At 68.9% G+C, this 1,008-nt stretch carries 1 protein-coding gene and 1 pseudogene; both read right to left on the bottom strand.

Annotated elements, in window-relative coordinates; all coding sequences use genetic code 11:
- Positions 1 to 199 (bottom strand): NAD(P)-binding domain-containing protein (locus ACLVWQ_RS16100; RefSeq protein ID WP_414109391.1); only part of this gene is annotated, 199 nt, incomplete at its 3' end.
- 15 nt (positions 200 to 214) lie between these two features.
- Positions 215 to 1,008 (bottom strand): annotated as a pseudogene (locus tag ACLVWQ_RS16095) (glucose-6-phosphate isomerase); the annotation flags it as partial.

Here is a 1,008-nt window from a genome sequence, read left to right as displayed (position 1 = left end):
TGGACTGCGTCGCGGCACCGGCCGGGACCATCACCCACACCACCCGCGGACCCGTCAGCGCGCCCACCAGCTCGGCCAGACTGCCCACGTCGGCAAGCTCCGGATTGCGGTCGTATCCGATGACGGTGTGGCCCGCGAGGCGGATGCGCTCACGCATGTTGCCGCCCATTTTACCGAGGCCGACCAGGCCCAATTGCATGGCTGTCATGTCAGGTCACTTCTTCCGGAGAGTGCGGTACGTGGCCACGAGGGCGGTGGTGGAGGAGTCGAGTCCGGGGACGTCGGCGCCCTCGGTGAGGGCGGGTTCGACGCGCCGGGCGAGGACCTTGCCGAGCTCGACGCCCCACTGGTCGAACGAGTCGATGTTCCAGACGGCGCCCTGCACGAACACCTTGTGCTCGTAGAGGGCGATCAGCTGGCCGAGGACCGACGGGGTCAGCTCGCGGGCGAGGATCGTCGTCGTCGGGTGGTTGCCGCGGAACGTGCGGTGCGGCACCTGCTCCTCGGGCACCCCCTCTGCCCGTACCTCGTCGGCCGTCTTGCCGAAGGCGAGCGCCTGGCCCTGGGCGAAGAGGTTCGCCATCAACAGGTCGTGCTGGGCGGCGAGTTCGCCACCCAGTTCGGCGACCGGGTTGACGAAGCCGATCAGGTCGGCCGGAATCGTCTTCGTGCCCTGGTGGAGCAACTGGTAGTACGCGTGCTGGCCGTTGGTGCCGGGGGTGCCCCACACCACCGGGCCGGTCTGCCACTCCACCGGGTGCCCGTCGCGGTCCACGGACTTGCCGTTGGACTCCATGTCGAGCTGCTGCAGGTACGCGGTGAACTTGGACAGGTAGTGCGAGTACGGCAGCACCGCGTGCGACTGGGCGTCGAAGAAGTTGCCGTACCAGACGCCCAGCAGGCCGAGCAGCAGCGGCACGTTGGACTCGGCGGGCGCGGTGCGGAAGTGTTCGTCGACGAGGTGGAAGCCGTCGAGCAGCTCCCGGAAGCGGTCCGGGCCGATCGCGA

It is taken from the genome of Streptomyces sp. CWNU-52B, assembly GCF_047444975.1.
Lineage (GTDB): Bacteria > Actinomycetota > Actinomycetes > Streptomycetales > Streptomycetaceae > Streptomyces.
The sequence above is the reverse complement of the archived record's forward strand: the minus strand, read 5'-3'. Positions and strand labels throughout refer to the sequence as shown.